Below are 3,804 nucleotides of genomic sequence, written 5' to 3' on the forward strand. Positions count from 1 at the left end.
TAGGTCAGGAGAGGGCGGCGCAACGTTCCCAAGCCGCCAACTCCTGGCCCATCGAAGAACGGGTTCCGGCGTCTATGGCCGGAACCCGTTTCTCGTTTCGAGATGTTTTTGGCTTAGCCGCGCTTCAAAAATGCCCGTGCCACGTAAAGGCTGATCGCCGCGGCATTCGATACGTTGAGCGAATGGATGGCGCCGGGCATGTCGAGCCGCGCCAGCGTGGTCACCGTCTCGCGGGTCTTCTGGCGCAGGCCTTTGCCTTCGGCGCCCAGCACCAGGGCGATCTTTTCTCCGGCAAAGCTCTTTTCGAGTTCGGCCGGCGCGTCCGAATCAAGCCCGATGGTGCGAAAGCCGGCCTCGTGCAGCTGGCCGAGCGCTTCGGCGAGGTTCTTCACCTCGATCTGGTCGATGTGCTCCAGCGCGCCCGAGGCGGATTTCGCCAGCACGCCCGATTCCTGCGGGCTGTGGCGGGCCGTGGTGATCAGCGCGCCGGCGCCGAAGGCGACCGCCGAGCGCAGGATGGCGCCGACATTGTGCGGGTCGGTGATCTGGTCGAGCACCAGCACCAGATTCGCGTCACCAAGCGCATCGAGCCGCTTGGCTTTAAGCGGCTCGGCCTCGATCAGCACACCCTGATGCACGGCATCCGACCCTGTGATCTTGTCGATATCCCTGGGTTCGACCAGTTCCGTCTTGAAGGGCAGGGCGGCGAGATCGGCGATTTCGAGGCGCTCGGCCGCATTGCGCGTCACCAGCATCTTCCTGATCTTGCGGCGCGGATTGTCGAGTGCGGCGCGAACCGTGTGCAGGCCGTAGAGCCGCACCAGTCCGTCCGCGGCATTTTCGCCCGGCGGAACCGGCTGTCGAGGCCGGAACGCCGGCGCGCCGCCGCTTTTCTCGTCGCGATAGGCGCGGCGCAGCTTGGCGTAATGGGTGTCTTTGGGGGTGTTGGTTTTATCGCTCATGGCTGGCTTCTATAGCGGTGTCCTCCGGCCAAGGATATGGCCCGCCGTCACAGCCGGCGAACAACATCGAAAAACGCTGGCTGCGCGGTTGACACCCAATGGCCTTGCCGCCATAAGGCGCTGCGCTGGTTTCGGAGAACACATAACTCGGGTCCGGATCGGCGTGAATGCCTCGTTGCATGGCTCCGGCGGCAGACTGGAGAGGTGCCCGAGTGGTTAAAGGGGACGGACTGTAAATCCGTTAGCTTAGCTTACGTTGGTTCGAATCCAACCCTCTCCACCACTGCCGGCCCGGAAGCCCTGAAACGCGACAAGAATCGGACCGAAAAGTGCATGGCGCTTTTCGGATGAATCCGGTACTTCAGGTAAGGCGCGGGTATAGCTCAGTGGTAGAGCAGCAGCCTTCCAAGCTGAATATGCGGGTTCGATTCCCGCTACCCGCTCCAGACACTCATCCCATCACCGGCAAGCCGAAGCACTGCGCACGAAGCGCAGCGCTCCAATTGTCGTGGCTGCGCCGCGTCAGCTGTTGAACGCGGATGCGACCTGGTGCTGCTGCGGCACCTGGCCATTCGGCGTCAGCTTGTCGACGATGCCGGGCAGGGCGGTGGACAGTTGCTTGAGCAGTTCCTGCTCGTCCAGTCCGGTCCGTTGCGCGATCTCGCGGATGATCTGCGGTCCGATCGCGGCGCCAAGATCGTTGGCGTTGATCGACTGGTTCTGGCCGGTTCCGACCCAGGAGTCCGCGGTGTTGCCGTGACCGGCGTCCCGGAGCTTTTCGAGCAGTCCGCCCAGGCCGCCCAGCAGGCCACCGTCGGCGGATGTGGTTTCCGTCGGGACGGGGGCGGTCGGAGCGGGCACGGGAGACTGTTCCGGCTCTTCGGCACTTCTGCCGCTCAGCATCTTGCCGACCAGCAATGCGCCGAGTGCGATCATCAGAGGTTTGGTGATGTTGCCGCCGGGAACGGCGTTGTCAAAAAGTCCCATCGTGGATCCTCCATAGCGACCAAGGCCCGACCCCTCCTCAACAATGAAGCATTCGGGCGGAATTTCAAGCTGGCTTGAGGTTTTGACAATCATATGAAAATGTTCGGCTGGCGAGGGGATGGAGAGGAAAAAATGGGTATCATCAGCTGGATCATTCTCGGCGTGGTCGCCGGCTTCATAGGCAGCAAGATCGTCAACAAGACCGGCCAGGGTGTCATAATGGATATCGTGCTGGGCATCGTCGGCGCCATTGTCGGCGGGCTGATCTTCAGTGCCTTCGGCGCATCAGGCGTCACCGGTCTCAACATCTACAGCCTGATCGTTGCCGTCATCGGGGCGGTGGTTGTTCTGTGGGCCTACCATCAGTTCAGCGCAAGGCGGACGCTTTAGGCGCCTGCGGATCGTCTGAGGTTTCGAGTTTCTGAAGGCAAGACCGGCTTCAGGCCGGTATGCCCGGCTGTGGCTTGCCTATGGCATCGGGGCGGCGAAAACAAAGATCGGCGTTCCCGCAATGAAACGAGGCTAGGCGACGACGGCCAACCGGCGCTGGCGCTGATCCAGCGACACGATGGTCAGCCCGCTGCCGACGACCAGCAGGATGCCACAGACCGCCAGTGTGTTGGGGAATTGCCCGAACACCAGCAGGCCCGAAATGACCGCCCAGACGGTGAAGCAATAGTAGAACGGCGCCACGGCGCTGGTCGGTCCGACGCGATAGGCCATGAAGATGAAGAAGTGGCCGAAGATCAGGAAAAATCCAGCACCTGCCATCAGCAGCAGGTGATGCGCCCCGGGCATGACCCAGCGCTCGGAAACAAGATGCGCGGCGCCGGCGCCGATCAGCACCACCACGACGGCGGAAATCGCCACGATCATCCCCGGCACCTCGGCCGAGACCCGCCGGCCGGCTAGGTCGCGCGCCGCTGCAAGGGCTGCGTTGCCGAGCGCCAGCAGGGCATAGACCGAAATGCCTTGCATGGTCGGCTGCGCCACCATCAGCGCGCCGACGAAGCCGAGCCCGATCAGCGCCATGCGCCGGCCGCCGATCCGCTCGCCAAACAGGATCGAGGAGCCAACCAGCATCAAGAGCGGCGTGATCTGGCCGAGCGCGGTGGAATCGGCGATCTGCATGTTGGCGAGCGCGACCACATAGCAAAGGATCGCCGCCAGCTCGAGCACGTTCCGGCTCAGGACGCGCTTGTCGAAGATCAGCGGGATCTGCTTGCCGTAGCCCAGCGCGAACAGCAGCGGGAAGCCCCAGAGGGCCGCCGCGGCACCCCGCAGAAACAGCACCTCATAAGACGGCAGGCCCGCCGTCGCGAGCTTCATCATTGTATCGTTGACGAGATACGACCCCGTCGAGACGATCATGAACAGCGGGCCGCGGATAGAGACAGGGATGAAATGCATCCGGCCACAAGATCAGAGGCGGATGGCGGCGGCAATGGTCCATGGCCTGGCCATGATTCAGACAGGGCCGGGCAAGCAAGCCGGCGCTTTCGCGGCCTCGATCGGTCGGCCCGCTACCCCTTCATTTTGCCCGGAGCCTTCCTATATCAGCGCCACATCCCCGCAATCGGATCGATGGTTCGGACTGAGTGAGACGGCACCCGGCCAAAAGACGCTTGTGTTTTTTGGCCTTTGTCGCTAATCGCCCCGCATTCGACTGAACTGAAGGTCTTCGACCGAACTGAAGATCCGGGCCGTCCAAGGAAAGAGACAATGGCAAAAGGTAAATTCGAGCGTAACAAGCCTCACGTGAACATCGGCACGATTGGCCACGTCGACCATGGCAAGACGTCGCTGACGGCGGCGATCACCAAGTATTTTGGCGAATACAAGCGCTACGACCAGA

At 62.5% G+C, this 3,804-nt stretch carries 5 protein-coding genes and 2 tRNA genes; 4 read left to right on the forward strand and 3 right to left on the reverse strand.

Annotation, left to right across the window (positions count from 1 at the left end):
• Positions 1 to 113: 113 nt before the first annotated feature.
• Positions 114 to 962 carry a 23S rRNA (guanosine(2251)-2'-O)-methyltransferase RlmB gene (gene rlmB / locus ENZ74_RS25015; protein ID WP_063168075.1) on the reverse strand — a complete coding sequence of 283 codons (849 nt, stop codon included), beginning with the start codon at positions 960 to 962 and terminating at the stop codon, positions 114 to 116.
• A 198-nt stretch (positions 963 to 1,160) separates the two neighbouring features.
• Here rlmB and ENZ74_RS25020 point away from each other — a divergent pair.
• Positions 1,161 to 1,245 (forward strand) — tRNA-Tyr (locus ENZ74_RS25020).
• 89 nt (positions 1,246 to 1,334) lie between these two features.
• Positions 1,335 to 1,408: transfer RNA gene (locus ENZ74_RS25025), tRNA-Gly, on the forward strand.
• Between the two features lie 76 nt (positions 1,409 to 1,484).
• On the opposite strand, the gene ENZ74_RS25030 is transcribed toward ENZ74_RS25025, so the two are convergent.
• Positions 1,485 to 1,949: a YidB family protein gene (locus ENZ74_RS25030; RefSeq protein ID WP_024505802.1), complete on the reverse strand. Its 465-nt coding sequence runs from the start codon at positions 1,947 to 1,949 to the stop codon at positions 1,485 to 1,487.
• 132 nt (positions 1,950 to 2,081) lie between these two features.
• Here ENZ74_RS25030 and ENZ74_RS25035 point away from each other — a divergent pair, with 132 nt between their 5' ends.
• Entirely contained in the window at positions 2,082 to 2,339 is a 258-nt protein-coding gene (locus tag ENZ74_RS25035; protein WP_013531402.1) for a GlsB/YeaQ/YmgE family stress response membrane protein, read from the forward strand.
• Positions 2,340 to 2,471: 132 nt separating this feature from the next.
• Here the strand turns inward: ENZ74_RS25035 and ENZ74_RS25040 are convergent, their stop codons facing one another.
• A complete protein-coding gene (locus ENZ74_RS25040) occupies positions 2,472 to 3,359 on the reverse strand; it encodes a DMT family transporter (protein ID WP_063168074.1) in 888 nt (295 codons plus the stop codon).
• Positions 3,360 to 3,671: 312 nt separating this feature from the next.
• Between ENZ74_RS25040 and ENZ74_RS25045 the strand changes: the two genes are divergently transcribed.
• Positions 3,672 to 3,804: GTP-binding protein (locus ENZ74_RS25045; RefSeq protein ID WP_245261238.1), on the forward strand; the 133-nt coding region annotated here is incomplete at its 3' end.

The organism is Mesorhizobium sp. M7A.F.Ca.CA.002.15.2.1, assembly GCF_003998715.1.
GTDB classification, from domain to species: domain Bacteria; phylum Pseudomonadota; class Alphaproteobacteria; order Rhizobiales; family Rhizobiaceae; genus Mesorhizobium; species Mesorhizobium ciceri.